This window comes from Flavobacterium sp. GQ95 (assembly GCF_059758655.1).
Map to the genome: position 1 here is coordinate 72,243 of NZ_JCAXEB010000012.1, position 19,404 is coordinate 91,646.

16 protein-coding genes are annotated in these 19,404 nt (G+C 33.9%); 10 read left to right on the forward strand and 6 right to left on the reverse strand.

Annotation, left to right across the window (positions count from 1 at the left end):
- Positions 1-121 precede the first annotated feature (121 nt).
- Positions 122-1,783, forward strand: a complete 1,662-nt coding sequence (gene menD, locus AC6CH4_RS20550) for a 2-succinyl-5-enolpyruvyl-6-hydroxy-3-cyclohexene-1-carboxylic-acid synthase (protein WP_498106283.1) — start codon at positions 122-124, stop codon at positions 1,781-1,783.
- A gap of 57 nt (positions 1,784-1,840) precedes the next feature.
- Here menD and AC6CH4_RS20555 read toward each other — a convergent pair whose 3' ends face one another.
- A complete protein-coding gene (locus tag AC6CH4_RS20555) occupies positions 1,841-3,190 on the reverse strand; it encodes a M20/M25/M40 family metallo-hydrolase (RefSeq protein WP_498106285.1) in 1,350 nt (449 codons plus the stop codon).
- 165 nt (positions 3,191-3,355) lie between these two features.
- Between AC6CH4_RS20555 and AC6CH4_RS20560 the strand changes: the two genes are divergently transcribed.
- From AC6CH4_RS20560 to AC6CH4_RS20585, 6 genes are all read left to right on the forward strand, one after another.
- Entirely contained in the window at positions 3,356-4,213 is an 858-nt protein-coding gene (locus AC6CH4_RS20560) for a CvfB family protein (protein ID WP_498106287.1), read from the forward strand.
- An 811-nt stretch (positions 4,214-5,024) separates the two neighbouring features.
- Positions 5,025-5,858: a 1,4-dihydroxy-2-naphthoyl-CoA synthase gene (locus AC6CH4_RS20565; protein WP_017498510.1), complete on the forward strand. Its 834-nt coding sequence runs from the start codon at positions 5,025-5,027 to the stop codon at positions 5,856-5,858.
- 109 nt (positions 5,859-5,967) lie between these two features.
- Positions 5,968-6,930: a 1,4-dihydroxy-2-naphthoate octaprenyltransferase gene (menA, locus tag AC6CH4_RS20570; RefSeq protein ID WP_498106289.1), complete on the forward strand. Its 963-nt coding sequence runs from the start codon at positions 5,968-5,970 to the stop codon at positions 6,928-6,930.
- Positions 6,931-6,960: 30 nt separating this feature from the next.
- Positions 6,961-7,638, forward strand: coding sequence for a metal-dependent hydrolase (locus tag AC6CH4_RS20575; protein WP_498106291.1), 678 nt, complete (start codon positions 6,961-6,963; stop codon positions 7,636-7,638).
- Between the two features lie 276 nt (positions 7,639-7,914).
- Positions 7,915-9,117 carry a tetratricopeptide repeat protein gene (locus AC6CH4_RS20580; RefSeq protein ID WP_498106293.1) on the forward strand — a complete coding sequence of 401 codons (1,203 nt, stop codon included), beginning with the start codon at positions 7,915-7,917 and terminating at the stop codon, positions 9,115-9,117.
- A gap of 208 nt (positions 9,118-9,325) precedes the next feature.
- Positions 9,326-10,387 carry an o-succinylbenzoate synthase gene (locus AC6CH4_RS20585; protein ID WP_498106295.1) on the forward strand — a complete coding sequence of 354 codons (1,062 nt, stop codon included), beginning with the start codon at positions 9,326-9,328 and terminating at the stop codon, positions 10,385-10,387.
- 79 nt (positions 10,388-10,466) lie between these two features.
- Here the strand turns inward: AC6CH4_RS20585 and AC6CH4_RS20590 are convergent, their stop codons facing one another.
- Entirely contained in the window at positions 10,467-11,021 is a 555-nt protein-coding gene (locus tag AC6CH4_RS20590; RefSeq protein WP_498106297.1) for a hypothetical protein, read from the reverse strand.
- A gap of 233 nt (positions 11,022-11,254) precedes the next feature.
- On the opposite strand from AC6CH4_RS20590, the gene AC6CH4_RS20595 reads away from it, so the two are divergent.
- Together AC6CH4_RS20595 and AC6CH4_RS20600 are read left to right on the forward strand one after the other, a co-directional pair.
- Complete coding sequence (locus tag AC6CH4_RS20595; protein ID WP_498106299.1) at positions 11,255-11,728, forward strand: CYTH domain-containing protein; 474 nt, start codon at positions 11,255-11,257, stop codon at positions 11,726-11,728.
- A gap of 6 nt (positions 11,729-11,734) precedes the next feature.
- Positions 11,735-12,700 carry a YpdA family putative bacillithiol disulfide reductase gene (locus AC6CH4_RS20600; RefSeq protein ID WP_498106301.1) on the forward strand — a complete coding sequence of 322 codons (966 nt, stop codon included), beginning with the start codon at positions 11,735-11,737 and terminating at the stop codon, positions 12,698-12,700.
- Between the two features lie 109 nt (positions 12,701-12,809).
- Here the strand turns inward: AC6CH4_RS20600 and AC6CH4_RS20605 are convergent, their stop codons facing one another.
- Positions 12,810-14,378 carry a protein adenylyltransferase SelO gene (locus AC6CH4_RS20605; RefSeq protein WP_498106303.1) on the reverse strand — a complete coding sequence of 523 codons (1,569 nt, stop codon included), beginning with the start codon at positions 14,376-14,378 and terminating at the stop codon, positions 12,810-12,812.
- Between the two features lie 120 nt (positions 14,379-14,498).
- Complete coding sequence (gene msrA / locus AC6CH4_RS20610; protein WP_498106305.1) at positions 14,499-15,032, reverse strand: peptide-methionine (S)-S-oxide reductase MsrA; 534 nt, start codon at positions 15,030-15,032, stop codon at positions 14,499-14,501.
- Between the two features lie 182 nt (positions 15,033-15,214).
- On the opposite strand from msrA, the gene AC6CH4_RS20615 reads away from it, so the two are divergent.
- Entirely contained in the window at positions 15,215-16,702 is a 1,488-nt protein-coding gene (locus AC6CH4_RS20615; protein WP_498106307.1) for an aminotransferase class V-fold PLP-dependent enzyme, read from the forward strand.
- A gap of 326 nt (positions 16,703-17,028) precedes the next feature.
- Here the strand turns inward: AC6CH4_RS20615 and AC6CH4_RS20620 are convergent, their stop codons facing one another.
- Together AC6CH4_RS20620 and AC6CH4_RS20625 are read right to left on the reverse strand one after the other, a co-directional pair.
- Complete coding sequence (locus AC6CH4_RS20620; protein ID WP_498106309.1) at positions 17,029-18,771, reverse strand: APC family permease; 1,743 nt, start codon at positions 18,769-18,771, stop codon at positions 17,029-17,031.
- Positions 18,772-18,914: 143 nt separating this feature from the next.
- Complete coding sequence (locus tag AC6CH4_RS20625) at positions 18,915-19,376, reverse strand: nuclear transport factor 2 family protein (protein ID WP_498106311.1); 462 nt, start codon at positions 19,374-19,376, stop codon at positions 18,915-18,917.
- Positions 19,377-19,404: the final 28 nt, after the last annotated feature.

The following is a 19,404-nucleotide window of genomic DNA, read 5'->3' on the forward strand; positions in this document are numbered from 1 at the left end:
TTCTAAAAACAGCCTTAATATCTTCCTAATTTATAAGTAAATCAAATGTGAAGTTTGTAACTTTGTGAGATCAAAAAAAATCTTCAAGTTTAGATTTTCTTTAAAATAATACGCCATAAGAATGATTTACCCCAAAATACCGCTTGCTCAGAGCATTATCGAAATTTGTTTAGCAAAAGGAATTACCAATATTATTATTTCTCCCGGATCAAGAAATGCGCCTTTAACAATAGGTTTTGCACAAAATCCTAATTTTACATGTTATAGTATAGCAGATGAACGTTGTGCTGCTTTTTTTGCATTGGGAATTGCACAGCAAACTAAAAAACCAACGGCAATTGTTTGTACTTCTGGTTCTGCCTTATTGAATTATTATCCGGCTGTGGCCGAAGCATTTTACAGTCAGATTCCGTTGATTGTAATCTCGGCAGATCGCCCACAAAGTAAGATAGACATTGGCGACGGACAAACGATTCGTCAGGAAAATGTTTTTCAGAATCATTCGGTTTTTAATGCCAATTTAACTGAAGAAGCGTCTGAAGAAAATGATTTAAAAATCAACAAAGCCATCGAAACAGCTATTCTTCAAAAAGGACCGGTTCATATTAATGCACCTTTTGAAGAGCCTTTATATGAAACTATTTCAGCGCTTTCTGTTCGACCGAAAATTACCCATTCAGAAGAAATCCTCGGAACAAAAACTATTAAAAATGCAGCCGATTTTGTTTCAATTTGGAATTCAGCCAAACGCAAATTAATCTTGGTAGGAGTTAATGAAGCTAATGTTATCGAGCAGGAAATTATAGAAAACTTCGCAAAAGATCCGTCTATTGTAGTGTTGACAGAAACGACTTCAAACTTGCATCATCCGGATTTTATTAATAGTATCGATACTTTAATTACACCATTTGATGATGTTGATTTTAAAGAACTTAATCCAGATATATTAATAACCTTTGGTGGCATGATTGTATCTAAACGTATAAAAGGATTTTTGCGCAAACACAAACCAAAAGAGCATTGGCATATTGACACTTTACGAGCTTACGATACATTTAATGCTTTGACGCATCATTTTGTAATGCAGCCAAATGATTTTTTTAAGGATTTGTTATCAAAAACGACGCATATAAAAAGTAAATATGCTGAAAAAATTGGTACAATTTATAAATTTCGTAAAATCAGAAGAAATCAATATCTGGAAAAAATCCCTTTCTCAGACTTTAAAGTTTTCGAAAAAGTTATTGAATCGCTACCTAAAAATAGTCAATTGCAAATTAGTAATAGCTCTGCCATTCGATATGCACAATTAATTCATATTGATCCATCGATTGAAGTTTTTTGCAATCGCGGAACGAGTGGAATTGACGGCAGCACATCTACAGCAATCGGAGCTTCAGTTGGGAGCGGAAAACCAAATGTTTTTATTACGGGAGATATTAGTTTCTTATACGACAGTAATGCTTTGTGGAATTCGTATATCCCAAAAAACTTCAAAATTATTTTAATAAATAATGGAGGAGGAGGGATCTTCAGAATTTTGCCTGGCCATGAAGAGAAACCTGTTTTTAATACCTATTTTGAAACGTCACATCATTTAACAGCTGAGCATTTGGCCAAAATGTATCAGTTTGAGTATTTGACGGCTTCTGATACTGAATCGTTAGAAACTGGAATTGACAATTTATATTCACAGAACGATAAACCTGTTATTTTAGAAATTTTTACGCCAACTTTGGAGAATGATGTTATTTTAAAACAATATTTTAAAGAACTGGTTTAAAAAATAGTATATAAAAGAAAAGCGCCTTGTAAGGCGCTTTCTTATTGAAATAAATTCTTAACGAATCGGAATTGGAAAGACCGGTATACTGGCATGACCTAAGGCATCAACTGTTTGTACCGCAAAGAAATAATTATCTTTTGAATACGGAATCTCAGCCTTAGTATCTTTTACAAAAAATGTTTTTTCCCAATGAGATGATGCTGTTTCTCTCATCAAAATTTGATAGCCATATTGAGGTTTATCTTCTGGAGCACTCCAAATTAATGTAGAGGAATTAGAAAGGTTTTTAACTTCAATTCCCACATTTATCGGCGCTTTTGGAGACCATGCCAGATTAGCTAAAACCGCTAAATTGGCACAGGTATTTTTTCTTAAATAATCAAAATCCATGAATTCAGGAAGATCGCCATATTTTATATTGTTCTCTGTTCTTAAATCCTGATGCTGGTGATCAAAATTTTCATTCATTTCACAAAAGCGAACGGCTGTAAAACCATTTTGGCTAAACGGAGTATGATCGCCACCTCTTAAAAAACGGTCATTTCTGTATACTAATTTTACAGAAAGCTGATCCACATATTGTTCTGTCGTTGTTTTAATATAACGCGCCAATAATCTTGAAGGGCTGTCATTATCACGATTAATTGATTTACGCATTTTAGTTTCATCTTCAGTTTCTAAAAACGGAATAGTTTCACTAAAAACTCTGATTTGCGTATTGTCTCTTAAATTGGTTCCACTAGATAAACTGTTACCGATCATGTCATTATTAAGCATGGCGATGATATTCCAGTTTGATTCTTTAGCGAATTCAGCCAAATGGCGCGCACCAATAAGGCCTTGCTCTTCACCAACAACGGCAACAAAAATAATAGTAGCCGGAAAAGATCTTTTACTCATTATTTTAGCCAGTTCAATAACAGCTGCAACACCAGAACCATCGTCGTTGGCACCAGGAGCATCAGATTTAATATTCATTACATCAGAAACACGAGAATCAAGATGACCGCTAATTATAAGAACACGATTGTCATTAGGATCAGTTCCTTTTAAAGTAGCCATTACATTGCCAAGCTGGCTATCTACTTTAACACGTTTTCCATCTGCTTTAACCGTAAAATAATCTATTGTAGAAGTTAATCTTCCACCAGATTCTAATGAATATTTATCAAATTCAGATTTTACCCATTGTTGTGCGGCACCAATGCCTTTTGTTTTGCTTTTAGTGTCGCTTAAAGTATGTCTGGTTCCAAAAGTCACTAGTTTACGAACAGTTGCTTCTAGATTTTCGGCTTTAACTTCTGAAATCATCTTTTTAATTTCCGGATCTTCAGCAACCTGCGAAATACCGACCTGCGAAAATAATAAAAAGGCAAAAACGAAGTAAAAAGTATTTTTTTTCATTGATTTGGAGTTAATTTATGTTCTCAAATTTAATTAAAAAGCATAAACTATAATTAAGATGGACTTGCTTTTTTTTAATCCAAAATATTTTTCGGTTTACCATTTTCAAACTTCGTACATTTGCAGCTAGAAACTTAGTCATTTACCGACTCAGAACTTAAGAATATGATTGAAATAGGAAAATACAATACACTTACCATATTACGCGATACCAAAGTTGGGTTATTTTTAGGAAATCCTGAAAAAGATCCTGAAGGAATTCACGATATATTATTACCTAATAAATACGTTCCAAATGAATTTGAAATAGGCGAGGAACTTATAGTTTTCGTTTACTTAGACCACGAACAACGTCCGGTTGCAACAACACTTGAACCTTATATTTTATTGAATGAATTTGCACTTTTAAGAGTAAATTATATCAATCAGGTTGGTGCCTTTATGGATTGGGGAATGGAGAAAGATATTCTTGTTCCTTTTAAAGAACAGGCGCGCCCAATGGAAAAAGGAAAACGTTACTTAGTTTACCTTTATATGGATGAAAAAACCAATCGTTTGGTAGCTTCAAGTAAATTGAATCAATTTTTAAATAACGATCAGCTTTCAGTTGAAAAAGGAGAAGAAGTTGATTTGATAGTTTCACACATTACCGAATTAGGTATCAATGTTATCATCAATGAACAGCATAAAGGTTTGTTGTATAAAGATGAAGTTTACGATGACGCAATCAGAACCGGAGACAGAATGATTGGTTTTATTAAAAACATTCGTCCTGATAATAAAATCGATGTTGCGCTACAAGTACAAGGTTATCAAAGTATTGAACCAAATGCTGAGAAAATTCTGGATGAGTTACGTGCCAATCGTGGTTTCCTGAGACTAAATGATGCTTCACACCCTGAAGACATTAAAACAGTTTTAAAAATGAGTAAAAAAACCTTTAAAAAAGCAATTGGAGCTTTATATAAAGATAAACTCATCGAAATTAAAGAAGACGGGATTTATCTGGTAAAGGAAGATTAGACTCTCTAAAATTTCAAATATTTAAATTCCAAATTCCAATAGGAATTATTTAGAGTTTATAGATTGGAATTTGGAATTTTAAAAAATTGGAATTTATTCGCAAGAATTATTATAACAAGAAAGGCTGCTCATTACAAGCAGCCTTTCTCTTTTTATTCAGTTTTAAAAAAAATTGTAATTAAAAAAAAACAGAAATAAAATAATTCGAATCCATTAAAAGAATAACAACTTTATAAATTTTAGGAGTTACTCTCTCATCTGGTATGTCTTTAAACAATCAATACGTTCATCTTAAAAGCAAAAAATCAATTTCGCGGCTAATCCATTTGGTTGATAAATAACTTATAGAATGTTCTGGTTAGCATTTTTCTTCTTTTTCGTAATCAATCTTATACTAATTACTTAAACAATTCTAGCATTTAACCTTAGGTGTTACTATCTCCTTTTTGAAGTCTTAACAAACGCATAAATCATTTGCTCATTAGTCAAAGGTTTACTAATAAAAACCGTAAAAAAATGAGCGACAAAATTTTTAATTTTTCTCAAAAAAAGTCATTTTTTAGGTTAATAAATCAGTGAAAGAAAATCAATCATAAATCAGTGAAATAAAATGTATCTCATTGATTTCTAGGGTGTAAAATTACTTAATTATTTTTGAAATCCAATGTTAAATAATGTTATTTTTTGTATGTAAATAAGATTTGCTGTATTCTAAAGTTATTTTCACGCAGACTTAAGCCGATTTGAGTAGGTAAAAATGTAAAAATGCTTTATTTTTACACTATAATTATTTAAAACTAAACAAATAGAAATGGATTGGATCACTGCCAGAGAATTTGAAGATATCACCTATAAAAAATGTAATGGAGTTGCCAGAATAGCGTTTAACAGACCTAATGTTAGAAATGCTTTCCGCCCAAAAACAACTTCAGAATTATACCAGGCTTTTTACGATGCTCAAGAAGATACTTCGATAGGAGTAGTCTTGCTTTCTGCTGAAGGCCCATCAACTAAAGATGGGGTTTATTCTTTTTGCAGCGGTGGCGATCAAAACGCTCGTGGACATCAGGGTTATGTAGGTGAAGATGGACAACATCGTTTAAATATTCTGGAAGTACAACGTTTAATTCGTTTTATGCCAAAAGTAGTTATTGCCGTTGTTCCGGGATGGGCAGTAGGTGGCGGACACAGCTTACACGTAGTATGTGATATGACTTTGGCTAGTAAAGAACACGCTATTTTTAAACAAACAGATGCTGACGTTACCAGTTTTGACGGTGGTTACGGATCAGCTTATTTAGCTAAAATGGTAGGGCAGAAAAAAGCACGTGAAATTTTCTTTTTAGGAAGAAATTATTCAGCGCAGGAAGCAATGGATATGGGAATGGTAAATGCCGTTATTCCACACGATGAGCTTGAAGCTACTGCTTACGAATGGGCGCAGGAAATACTTCAAAAATCGCCAACTTCTATAAAAATGCTGAAATTTGCTATGAATCTTACAGACGACGGAATGGTCGGACAACAGGTTTTCGCAGGAGAAGCAACTCGTTTGGCCTACATGACCGAAGAAGCAAAAGAAGGCAGAAACGCATTCTTAGAAAAAAGAAAACCAAATTTCGGAGAGAATAAATGGCTTCCTTAAAAATAGTAATCAGTCTCAGTCACAGCCTTCAGTATTTAACTGTTTACAGAGACTGCGACTGAAAACTCTTAAAGAACCTGAAACAAAATTTAAAACTAAACAAAACAGAATGAAACATTGGATTGAAGCCGCCAGACTGCGCACATTGCCTTTATCAGTTTCCGGAATTATAGTAGGAAGTATATACGCCTTATCAAACCCAACTGCAACCATTAATACACCAACAGAAGTATTCAGTTGGAAAATTTTTGGTTTTGCACTTTTAACCACGCTTGGTTTACAGGTTTTATCCAATTTTGCAAATGATTATGGAGATGGTGTAAAAGGTACTGATAATGCTGATCGAGTAGGGCCGCAACGTGCTATTCAGAGTGGAGTGATTACGCCTCAGGCTATGAAAAAAGCGATAATCATTACGGCTGCGTTGACTCTATTGTCAGCGATCATTTTGATTTATTTTGCTTTTGGAGAAAGTAACTTTGGTTATTCAATTTTCTTTTTATTGTTAGGAATTGCAGCAATTGTTTCTGCAATTCGTTATACAGTAGGAAATTCAGCTTATGGATACAGGGGTTTTGGAGATGCTTTTGTTTTCGTTTTCTTCGGATTAGTAAGTACTTTGGGTGTTAACTTTTTATATTCAAAAGAAGTTGATCCTCTTTTAGTTTTACCGGCAATTTCTATCGGATTATTAAGTGTTGGCGTTTTAAACCTGAACAATATGCGTGATGAAGAATCAGACAGAAAATCAGGAAAAAATACTATCGTAGTGCAAATTGGTGGTGCAAAAGCTAAAATTTATCATTTTTCATTAATCATTACAGCGATGCTTTTGGTAGTTATTTTTGCTATTTTAAGTGATTATCGCTTCGATCAATATTTATTTTTATTGGCTTACATTCCTTTAACTAAACATTTAATTACAGTTTATAAAAATCATGATCCTAAACTTTTAGATCCTGAATTAAAAAAACTGGCGTTAAGTACCTTCTTGCTTTCTTTATTATTAACAGTTTGTATGATTTCATTGATTTCAGACATTTTTGTTAATTTATTTCTTGGTGGAAGATAAAATAAAGTTCAACTTTAAATTTCTATAAAAATGAAAATTACATTCTACGGACACGCATCTTTAGGTATTGAAGTTGGAGGAAAACATATTCTTGTTGATCCTTTTATTACAGGAAATCCACAAGCTTCGGCAATCGATATAAACACATTAAAAGCGGACTACATTTTGTTGACACATGCACACGGCGACCACGTTTTAGACGTTGAAGCTATTGCAAATCGCACCAATGCAGTAATCGTTTCTAATGCAGAAATAACCAGTTATTATGCCAAATTAGGCCATAATGCACACCCGATGAATCACGGCGGAAGCTGGAAATTCGATTTTGGAATAGTAAAATATGTGAACGCCATTCACTCAAGTTCTTTTCCAGACGGAAGTTACGGTGGAAATCCAGGAGGTTTTGTAATCGAAGGCGAACACAAAAATATCTACATTGCTGGTGATACGGCTCTTACAATGGATATGAAACTGATTCCAATGCGTACCAAATTAGATTTAGCCATTCTTCCAATTGGAAGCAATTTTACCATGGATGTTGAAGATGCTATCATTGCGTCTGATTTTATAGAATGTGATAAAATCCTGGGTTATCATTTTGATACTTTTGGTTATATCGAAATCAATCACGAAGAATCAATTCGTAAATTTTTCGATAAAGGAAAAGATTTAATGCTTTTAGAAATCGGAGAATCTATTGAATTGTAATTAATTAAGTTTACACATGTCATCCTGAGCGTCCCGAAATTTCGGGAGAAGGATAAGGAGCTATTCCCGCTTTCGGCTATATCTTTTTTGAAACGATAAAAAATCGCTTCAAAAAAGGATACCGGCTCTATCGGGGCTAGGACACTTGGTTTCAAAAGAAATATTTGGCATAATTTGTGTCATTTCGACTGAGGAGAAATGACAATCTGATGTTTAAAAATTAGTTTTATTATAGAATATTCGTGAATTCCTACTTAAAAACTTATTACAAGAAATATGAATTTAAAAAAAATTGCCCTATTCTTTTTAATTACAGTTTCATACAGTTCTTTTGCTCAAAAAGACGGTTATTGGGACAAAGAGCGCGCCACAACTAAAGAAATTATCGTTTCTGCCCGTGACCGAATCACTTTAAAAACAGAAGACCTTCCTGTTGGAACCACAGAAATTGTATACCGAATTACACTATTAGACGAAAACCAGCAAATGGCAAATAGTTTGGTTTCGGTATTAAAAGCAATTCCAGACCCAACCGGAATCAGTCAGGGTTCTGCCGGAGCTGTTTTTCTAATGTCAAAAATTTCTGGTGACGACAACTGTAGTTATGCTCTCTTTACTTCAGAGGAAAATGCAAAAAAATACATTGATGACGGAAAAACAGACAAAGCCTGTTATGCACAAGTGGATGAAGTAAGTAAAGATGCGAAAAGATTGTCACTAGACAAATCTTCTTGTTTAGGACAAGACATCAGTACAATTTGGTTTGGTTTTCACAGTAAAAACTGGCTTTTGAATCAAAAGATTGTTTTGGAAGTTGTGCCTTGGGTTGACACTAAATTAAACCGTGGTTGGAATCAGGATAACAAAAACGAAATTATTAGTTTATGCAAGACATCAACAATGGCTCAAAAAATGGCGAATTCTGATGATTTTTGCGTTTGTATTTTGGATAAAATTATAAAACAATATCGTTACTCAGAATTTCAAAAGTTATTGCCAATCGAAAAAAACAAAGTCTATAAAGATTTTGGGAATGCTTGTTACAAAGATGCTGATATCTCTAAAAACGTTTATAATGATTTGAGAGTTCAGGCTTCGACTTTAATAAAGCTTCAAAAATACAACGAAGCAATTCAAAAATTAAACACCATCATTAATGACGGTAAAGCAACAGCGATTGATTATGGTTCCATTGGTTACTGCTATATTTTGACTAAACAATATGCAAAAGCGATAAAGTTCCTTAAAGAAGGCGAAAAACTAGATGATACCGAATTATTAGTTAAACTAAATTTAGCTCATGTTTATTTGGTTAGTGACGATTACAGTGAAGCAAAAGTAATCTATAAAAAATACCAAACTCAAAATGTAACAGACAGCCTAAGCTGGAAAGACAAAACAAAAAAAGACTTTGAAATTTTTCAAAAAGCCGGATTACCATCAAAAGACTTCGAAAAAGTACTAAAGCTTTATAATTAAATTTTTTTTTCCACCATATAAGTGATTATAAGTTGATTTAAATGGAATTGCGCTATCTTTAAGTTTATTGTGACATTATGATCAGAGATCATATAAGCTTGTTTATAATGTGCTAAATGATAGATAGCTCACTAATATTTCCTTAGTAAACTTAGATTAAGCAAAACTTAAATACCTTACATCACTTATATGGTGAAAAAATCAAATCATGAGAGCGACATATCATAAATACATGCTTGAGTTTAAACGTCCTTCCGGGACGTCGCGAGGGGTTATGACCGAAAAAGAAACCTGGTTTATTGTTCTTGAGGAAAACGGCAAAAAAGGAATAGGAGAGTGTGGTATTTTACGTGGTTTAAGTGTTGATGATCGGGATGATTATGAAGAAAAACTCAATTGGGCCTGCCAGAATATTCATTTGCGAGAAACTGCACTTTGGGAAGCTTTGTTAGAATTTCCCTCTATACAATTCGGAATCGAAATGGCTTTTTTATCATTGAAAAGCGAAAATCCTTATCTTTTATTTCCTTCTAATTTTACCAATAATTCTCAATCAATTATTATAAATGGTTTGGTTTGGATGGGAGAAGCTTCTTTCATGAAAGAGCAAATAGAAGAGAAATTGTCACAAGGTTTTGATTGTATAAAATTAAAAATTGGAGCGATCGATTTCCAAAAAGAACTCGAATTATTACAATTTATAAGAAGCCATTTTTCTGCAGAACAAATCGAAATCAGGGTAGATGCCAACGGCGCTTTTGCTTTAAATGAAGCTTTAGATAAATTAAATCAATTAAAAGCATTTCAGTTACATAGTATCGAGCAGCCTATTAAGAAAGGGAATATTCAGGCTATGGCAGATTTGTGTAAAACAACACCTTTTCCTATTGCATTAGATGAAGAATTAATTGGCGTATTTTCATTCGAAGAAAAAGAAAACTTATTACAGAAAATTAAACCACAATACATTATCCTAAAACCAAGTTTTGTTGGCGGTTTTAGAGGAACGCAGGAATGGATTGATCTGGCCAATAAATATAATATCGGTTGGTGGATTACATCGGCTTTAGAAAGTAATATCGGACTTAATGCAATCTCGCAATGGACCTTTACACTAAATTCAAAAATGCCCCAAGGCTTAGGAACAGGAGCACTTTACACCAATAATTTTGATTGCCCCCTAGAAGTTTCAAAAGGACAATTGTGGTACAACAAAACAAAAAACTGGGATGCTGCATTTTTTGATAGAAGCATAAAAAAACTAACCTAATTCAGTTAAGAAAAACAAGATTTAAGTAAAGAGACGGAAGAAAAACCTTTGTCTCTATGAACCTTTGAACCTCTTTTCTTCACTCTTTCCCTCCGCGCAATCCGGCTTTCCAGGCTTTAAGTTCTTCCCATTTACCTTCATAAGCCAGCAAAGCCTGCTTGCCCCAAGTGCTGGGATTATGTATCGCATAATTCTCTCCGCCGCCGTCTAATATCGCTTGCAATTTTTCAGTTGGTGCTTCAGACAAATCTTTCCATGTTGTGATTCCGGCTGCATTAAATAAACCTTCTATTTTCGGTCCAATTCCTTCAACGATTTTCAGATCATTTTCTTTTATTTTTTTGCCAAAAACTGTTTTGGCTATTCCTGCATCAAATAAAAATGTCGGTGTTGAATTAGTTACAATAGATTTCTTTTTAACAGATTTTGTTTTCTTTTGTGCTAAATCAGCTTCCAACGATGAGATTCGGGTAGTCAAACTTTTTGTATGTTTTTTGCAGGCATCTAACTCTGATTGTAGAGAGGAGGCAAGTGAATGATCTATATTTGATGCTGATTTCTTTCCTAAAAAATAGCCTAAAATTCCAAAAACTACTCCCGTTAAGATGGGGATTAAGATACTAGAGATATCCATAACAGTATATTTTTAATTGAATATTAATTATTGCCTGATGGGAATAAGACTGAATGCTCTATCAAATTAACAAAAAAATAAATACAGAATGTATTAATAATCAGTTAATTTAATGTTATTGATTTAATTTTTAAGCAGTTATGTTTTGAGATTCTTATAGACATTATGTGATCTCAATTTCAGGACTGAATTAAAATGAGTAACTTGCATTAAAAATTAATTACAATACTAAAATGATAGAAATTGAAAGAAAGTTTCTTGTAAAGTCTAGTGATTTTAAGGAACAGGCTTTTGCTCAAAATCAAATTGCGCAAGGTTATTTAAGTTCGCTTCCAGAGCGAACTGTGCGTGTTCGAATTAAAGGAAAAAAAGGCTTTCTTACTATTAAGGGAATTGGTCATCACGGTGGTATGTCCCGATTTGAATGGGAAAATGAAATTCCGTTGGATGAAGCGCAGGAATTGCTAAAATTATGCGAAAAGGGAAAAATAGAGAAAACACGGTATGAAATACAATCAGGAAAACATGTTTTTGAAGTAGATGAATTTTATGGTGAAAATGAAGGTTTGATAATGGCTGAAATTGAATTACAATCAGAAACAGATTCTTTTGAAAAACCGGACTGGCTGGGAGAAGAAGTAACAAACGATGAACGATATTACAATGCCTATTTGAGCAAAAATCCTTTTAAGACCTGGGAAAAATAATAATTTATGACAGAATATGATTTGATAATTGTGGGAGGCGGTCCGATTGGATTGGCTTGTGCAATTGAAGCCCAAAAGAAAAATTTACGATATTTAATTATAGAAAAAGGCGCGATTGTAAATAGTATTTTTAATTATCCGTTGTATATGACCTTTTTCTCTACTGCAGAAAGATTAGAGATTGGAGATATTCCTTTTAATTGTCTGGCACCAAAGCCAGGCCGTCAGGAAGCACTTGAATATTATCGAAATATTCATCGCTATTTTAATTTTTCGATCCATTTGTTTGAAAGAGTGATTAGTGTTCAAAAACTGGAAAATAAACTCTTCAAAATCACTTCAGATAAAAAATCATACGAAGCTAAAAACGTAGTTATCGCAACAGGCTTTTATGATATTCCGATAGAAATGAGCGTAAAAGGTGAGGAGTTATCAAAAGTGCGTCATTATTATAAGGAGGCACATGAATATGCTTTCAGAAATGTTTTGATTGTTGGAGCTAATAATTCTTCTGTTGATGCTGCATTGGAATGCTGGAGAAAAGGTGCAAACGTTACTATGGTTATTCGTAAAAACGAAATCAATAACAGAGTAAAATATTGGGTAAAACCCGATATTGAAAACCGAATCGCTGAAGGAAGTATTACGGCTTATTTTGAATCGAATATTACTGATATTAGGGAAAATGAAGTCGAAATTCAAACAACGAATGGAAAAGTAACCATTGAAAATGACTTTGTTTTAGCCTTAACCGGTTATAAACCAGATTTTACTTTTCTCGAAAAAACGGGAATTCAATTATCGGATGATGAATTAAAAATACCAACCTACAATCCGGAAACAATGGAAACCAATGTTAAAGGCTTATTTTTGGCCGGAGTAGTTTGTGGCGGAATGCAAACGCATAAATGGTTTATAGAAAACTCCCGCGTTCACTCTAGTATGATTGTGGATTATATTACATCCAAATAAAAAAAGTTTGCCACAAATTACACTAATTTTCACTAATTGGATTATGCACAAAACTGAATTGTCCAAATTTTAAATTAGTGAAAATTAGTGTAATTTGTGGCAGAAAACTTTAAGAACTACAGGAAAGCATAGAACAACCTACTTTTGAGCGTGCCCAATCTGGTCGTTTTGCAAACCATTTTTCAGATTCCGCTTGTTCATCGTATGGTTTTTGTAGTAGTAAATACAGCTCATTTATTGCAGCATAATCTCCTTTATCTGCGTCATCAATTGCCAATTGCGCCATATAATTTCGCAATACATATTTCGGATTAACTTGATTCATTTTTTCTGTACGATCCGTATCTGAAAGCTCTTCCTGATTTAATCTTTGAAGATAAACAGTAAACCATTTCTTCCAGGAATCTAAGATATCTCCTTTAATTTCTTCCGGTAAATAAAAAGAATCCTGAATTGTTTTAATTGCATTTTCAACAGAATCTCCCTTCGTAATCTTGCTTAAATTTCTAAAAAAGATCGTCATATCTGTTTCAGATAATTGTAAAACAGTTTCTAAGCCTGCAATTAGTTTACTGTCAGTTTCAGTTGAAGTAAATAATCCTAATTTACTTAAAAACATTGTTTTATACTCTGATTCGAAATCATTTATAAAGGATTCTAATATCTTTTCTAAAGGTTCTGCTTCGTTAATTAACGGATAAAGAGCGTTGGCTAATTGATACAAATTCCACTGTGCCACCTGAGGCTGATTCCCAAAACGATATCTTCTATTTTGTGAGTCTGTAGTATTTGGAGTCCAATTCGGATCGTAGTTTTCCAACCATCCATATGGGCCGTAATCAATCGTTAATCCGTGAATCGACATATTATCAGTATTCATAACGCCATGAACAAAACCAACACGTTGCCAATCTACAATCATTTTTCGTGTTGTTTCTGCAACGGTTTTAAAGAATTGTAAATATTGCTCTTTTGGTTCGCCTTTTATTTCCGGGAAATAATGTTTGATCGTGTACTCAACAAACTCTTTTAGATTTTTCAGTTCATTTCGTGCAGTAAGCATTTCAAAACTTCCAAAACGAATAAAAGATGGCGCTACGCGACAAACGATTGCTCCTTTTTCGTAAGCAGGATTTCCGTTATATAAAACATCTCTCAATACCTGATCTCCGGATAACATTAATGAAAGTGATCGGGTAGTAGGAACTCCCAAATAATGCATCGCTTCAGCACATAAATATTCACGTATTGAAGAGCGTAAAACAGCCAAACCATCTGCAGTTCTTGAATAGGGAGTTTTTCCAGCACCTTTTAATTGTAAGGTGAAAAACTTGTTATTGTGTTCAACCTCGGTTAAATTAATAGCACGGCCATCACCCAATTGTCCAGCCCAATTTCCAAATTGATGTCCTGCATAACACATAGCATACGGGCGAGTCTCAGGCAAAATCTCTTTTCCTGAAAAAGCATTCAAAAATGATTCGGACTGAATTTCTTCCTTTGTTATTCCGACCATTTCACCTACTTCTTCGGAAGCATGAATTAAAGTTGGATTAGAGGGTGTTGTCGGATTTACATAGGAAAACAGCGTGTTTTTAACCTGTCGAATTTCATTGGTTTCATCAGGATCTGCAGGTAATTCAGCTGTAAATCGATTATTTATTTTTAAATTTTTCATTGAAATTATTATTTTTTCTGTCACAGATTAAAGGATTATAAAGATTATTCTGATGATTTAACGACCCCCAGAATAAAAAAATCTATTTAATCTGTGTAATCTGTGGCAAAAACTTTTAAATTAGTTCACTAATCTGTCTGCGTACATTTTTTTCAATTTTTGTACTTTTGGATCAATCACGATTTGGCAATAACGCGCATCCTGATTGTTATTGTAATAGTTTTGATGATCTTCTTCCGCTTCATAAAATACCTCAAAAGCAGTAAGTTCGGTTACAATTAGATCCTCATAAAATGGTTTTACTTCTTCAAAAACCTGTTCTGAAATAGCTTTTTGTTCTGCATCATGATATAAAATGATTGAACGATACTGTGTTCCTATATCAGCTCCTTGTCGATTGAGTGTTGTTGGATCATGGCTTGTCATAAAGATAAAAATTAAATCGTGATATGAAATAATGTCAGGATTAAAAGTGATTTGTATGACTTCAGCATGACCCGTTCTGCCAGTACAAACTTCACGATAAGGAGGGTTTTTAATAAAACCTCCGGAATAGCCTGATTTCAAAGCCCGTACACCGTTTAAACGCTGAATTACAGCTTCAATACACCAAAAACATCCACCACCAAAAGTGGCTACTGATAAATTCTTCATAGAATAGTCTCGTTTAAGTTTCTATTGCCCTATTAATCCGATAGAATATTATGATAATTTGCTAAAAAAATCGCATTTTAGTTAAATAAACTAATCAGTTCTTGAATATTTGAAGTTTACAATTGATAAATTCGCAATTTTATAAAAAACCCATTATATTTGCATCAAACTCAGGCACACTAATGGATAGCAAAAATAATACCATCACTTTAGAGACTTATTTTCAGGATTTTCGTAAAAATATCGTTGGAATTAATCAGGAATTTAAATCTCCATACGGTAAAAAACAGATTATTTATACCGATTGGACCGCCAGCGGAAGGTTATATCGACCAATTGAAGAGAAACTTCTGAATGATTTCGGACCTTTTGTAGCGAATACTCATACTGAAACTACTGTGTCAGGTACTGCCATGACAAAAGCCTATCATCATGCCAGAAATATTATTAAGCGTCATGCCAATGCGAATCAGGATGATGTTTTAATTACGGACGGAACCGGTATGACTGGTGTAATCAATAAGTTTCAACGTATTTTAGGCTTAAAAATTCCTGAAAACCTGAAAGATTTTATCACTGTGCCAGCTGAAAAGAAACCTGTAGTTTTTATTTCGCATATGGAACATCACTCGAATCAAACTTCGTGGTTGGAGACCATTGCAGATGTTGAAATTATTCCGTCATGCGAAAAGGGACTTTTTTGCTTAGATAATTTAGCTGCATTATTAAAAAAGTATGCAGATCGAACTATTAAAATCGCTTCAATTACTTCCTGTTCAAATGTAACCGGTTTGAAAACTCCATTTCACGAAGCTGCAAAATTGATGCACCAGCATAATGGAGTTTGTTTTGTAGATTTTGCCTGTTCAGGACCTTATGTAGCAATTGACATGCATCCTGCAGATCCGGAAGCGTATCTGGATGCTATATTCTTTTCACCACACAAATTTTTGGGTGGCCCGGGAACTTCAGGTGTTTTGATTTTTAGCAAAAAATTATATAATAATATGATTCCGGATTGTCCTGGAGGTGGAACAGTAAGCTGGACAAATCCTTGGGGAGAACATAAATATATTGACAATATAGAAGACCGCGAAGATGGAGGTACTCCTGGATTTTTGCAGGTTATAAAAACGGCGTTGGCAATTGAGTTGAAGGAAGAAATGGGAATAGAGAACATTTTACAACGTGAGCATGAAATCGTTGATTATGTTTTTGATGCATTAGAACCAGTTGAAAACATTAAAATTCTGGCCGGACAACATAAAAACCGTCTAGGAGTAGTTTCTTTTTTTATAGAAAATCTTCACTTTAATTTAGGTGTAAAATTACTGAATGATAAATTCGGAATCCAGACCAGAGGAGGCTGTAGCTGTGCAGGAACTTACGGTCACTTTTTACTGCATGTTGATCAGGAAACTTCAAATAAATTGGTTGATGAAATCACGATTGGAGATTTGATCAAAAAACCGGGATGGATTAGAATGTCAATTCATCCAACAACTACAAATGAAGAAATCGCTTATGTTTGTGACAGTATTAAAGACCTGGCTAAAAACCATGAAACATGGGCTTTAGATTATTCTTATAATAACAAAACAAATGAATTTGTTCATAAAAATGCTACTTCATTTGAAGATGAATTAGTTGCTGGCTGGTTTAAATCTTAAAAATTTAACCGCAAAGTCCGCAAAGGTTTTTTACATTGTAGCTGCTTATAAACACAAAGTTCGCAAAGCTGTTGGTGACAATTGATGTGATAAAATATAAACCCAACAGGTTTTATCTCGAAGTTTCGGAATAAAACCTGTTGGGTTTCTTGTTTCATTCCTCTTGTTTCTTTCTTCTTGCTTCTTTTGAAAACTAAACTTCTAATATAGCCCCGATAGGACTGGAAATCCTTTTGTGCCGGGGTTCGGCACAAAAGATTGGAAGGGATATCGGGACTGGTCGTCTTTAAAAACCGGATACATTTGCTCCTGAAAAAAATCAGAAGTTACATGATTAAACGAACTCCGCCTAAGTCTGAAACGCGGTAGGAGAATTTATTTCCGGGTGAACCTATGAACATGAAGTTTTTTGGAATTTTCCATTTTTCAGAAAGTTCGTCGATAATTTCAGGTCCAAAAACACCTTTTATTTCAAGGAATTCGATATCAATATCGTCGTAAGCACGATCTAAAACTTCTAAATCTTTTTTTAGCGCTTCATTGTTTGCGCCGTCGCTTTTGATGTGAACGATCTTTAGTTTTTTAGTTGTTTCATTGTTTTCAACGTATTGCAGTACTTTGTTCAGTATTGCGATATCATCGCCTTTGGTAAAAAAGACAAATTCCTGTGAATTAATTTCAATACTCATTTTTTGTAAATAGCGATTGCTTACAATTACCATTCTGCGTAGCGGCTGATAGAAATATTCTAATGCTTCGATTAAAAGTTTGATCAGCATGACGCGGTTAAGCATTATTGCGATGAAAATTAGCGACGGAATCATGTACTGTAAAAAGGTATAAAATGCATTGATGTTCAACTTCATATTTCCGATAAAGGCTGCAATGATAAAAAATACGGCAGTGACAACTGCGATTCCACGTGCACGTTCCGGTCTTGGCAATTTTCGGCGTTTGAATTTTAGTAATAAATTCCCGATTCCGAATAACGCCATTACGGCCAAAAATGAAAAAGTATAAACTCCAGCCAGCGATTCCAGATGTCCGCTTGTGGCGAAAAGTACTGAGATACAAAGCACTAAAAAGCTAATTACAATTCTGTAATGTGAACCTCTTTTATTTTGTTTCAGGAAAAAATTGGGTAGAATTCGGTCTAAGGTCATTCGGTTTAACAATCCCGAAACACCCACAAATGAAGTTAAAACGGCACCGCATAAAACTAGTACGGCATCTATAGAAATTAGCCATGCGAGCCAGGATCCACCGGTAGTTTCTCCAAGATGTGCCAAAAGTGATTCTTTGTTTTCGCCAACTTCGGTAAGTGGAATGACACTTATTAATAGTATGGCAATTACGGGATTAAAAAAGCTGACAATTGCCCACATGTTACGAAGTGTTTTTGGAAAAACTCCAGATTCTTGCTCTTCAACAAAATTAGCAGAACTTTCAAAACCTGAGATTCCAAGCATAGCGGCAGAAAATCCCAGAAAAAGAGCTGTTTTTATATTTCCGGTGGCAATGGGAGTTTGCCAGTTGATATGAAAGGTTTCTAAACCATTATGCATCAAAAACCATAATGAAGCTAAAACAAGTAAAGTTAAAGTTGCAATATGTGTTAAGAAAATAATTACCGCGACAAACGCCGATTCTCCAATACCTAAAATAGCGAGTCCGGTAAATAATATTAAAACAATGACAGTAGCAATAGTCACATTTAATCCTTCGAAAATTCCGTGCAGATAATGCATTCCTTCAGATGCTGAAATTACTGCTGTTGCCATGTAGGATAAAACCGTTAATGTAGCAGCGAGAGAGGCGAGGCGTTTTGTTGAAGTGTTTAGTAAAACATTGTAAGCGCCTCCGTTTAATGGAATTGCACCAACAACTTCGCCATAAATTCGTCTGAATAAAAATAAAACGACAGCAACGATTAATAAAGAAATCCAGGCATATTGACCTGCGTACAAAATGGTTAAAGCCGAAACATACAAACAGGAAGAACTAATATCGTTTCCGCAAATTGCTGTTGCCTGTAATTGATTTAATTTTTTATGTATGACTTCTTTCATAAGTATTGAAAATTAAAAAAATGACTAATTCAATATTACAAGCAACTAAAATAAAATCTCAATAAGGCAGATATTTAAATAAGGAGGAAATATATTTTGACTAATCAGAATTTTGAAATTTCAATTTATGAAAATTATTTTGATTACTGAAATTTTTTAAGTGACAATAAGGCTTGTTCTCTGATTTTTGCCTGAAAAAAACCGGTCCAGCCCAACAGATATCCTGTAACTCCAAAGGCTTGTTTAGACCATTTCCATACATCAAAATTATCGGTATGCTTAATAATCAAGCCATCCTGAAAAACAAATTCAGCTGAAATTTTGTTGATTACTTTTCGATTTGTTTTACTGAAATTATAAGTAGCAACCCATTTTGCAGAGCCAGTAAATTCATCAGCCTTAATATCTGAAAATTCAATTTTAAGATTGCCTTTGCTTTTTAAAATCAACATTTCCCACATTTTGGAGACCTGTTCTTCTTTTAGTAAGCCAAAAGCAGGGTCGATAAAATGCACTTTTGGGTGATAACATTCACTCATTGTTTTAGCATCGGCATTTGCAAAAGCAGTGTAGAATTTTGCAATTAAATTTTCGTTTGCATTCATTTAAATAAAATTAGAATATAAATATAAG